A 698-nucleotide genomic window follows, 5' to 3' on the forward strand; every position below is an offset into this window, starting at 1 on the left:
TTTCCCCTTTGGATCTCGGCAGCACCGGGTCGCACGGAGCGAATGGCGCGGATGAGCGCGCATGTCGCGGCTGTCACGCTGTCGCTTCGAGATGGGTGGAACAAGCGTTGGCGCGCGTTGCCGCTGTATGCCGTGCGCATCCTCGAGACCAGCAGCGTGCCCGCGGGCGAGCCTCGCATCGATTGGCTGCTGTACACCAACCACCCCGTGGAAACGCTCAAGGACGCTTTGCTGGTTGCCCATGGTTACAGCCAGCGCTGGCGCATCGAGGACTTTTTTCGGACGTGGAAGACGGGCCAGTGCAACGTCGAGTCCACGCAACTTCAAGGGACCCAACAAGTCAAAATCTGGGGAAGCATGCTCGCAGCCATCGCCGCACGCACCGAACGTCTCAAGCACCTCGCACGCACCCAACCGGACCTGCCAGCGACCGCAGAACTCGCGACACACGAGGTCGAGGCCTTGGTGCTGCTCAAGCGGAAACGGAAGAAGAAGAACGAACAGATCCCCGATGGGATCCCGCCGATCGCGCTCGCCGTGCAGTGGATCGCCGAGCTCGGCGGCTACACAGGCAAGTCTTCGGGAGGTCCCCCCGGCTCCGTCACCATCAGCCGCGGCCTGGAACGCCTGGCACCCGCAGCAGAGATGCTGCGGGTCCTCAGGGAGAATGGGCTTGTGAGATGAGACCAGTGCTCAGG

General features: G+C 63.8%; 1 protein-coding gene. It reads left to right on the forward strand.

All coding sequences use genetic code 11. The features are described from left to right. The coding region (locus QHF89_RS49895; RefSeq protein ID WP_284722034.1) for an IS4 family transposase at positions 1 to 684 on the forward strand (684 nt) is incomplete at its 5' end. Between the last annotated feature and the right edge of the window lie 14 nt (positions 685 to 698).

This window comes from Polyangium sorediatum (genome assembly GCF_029946465.1).
Lineage (GTDB): Bacteria > Myxococcota_A > Polyangia > Polyangiales > Polyangiaceae > Polyangium > Polyangium fumosum.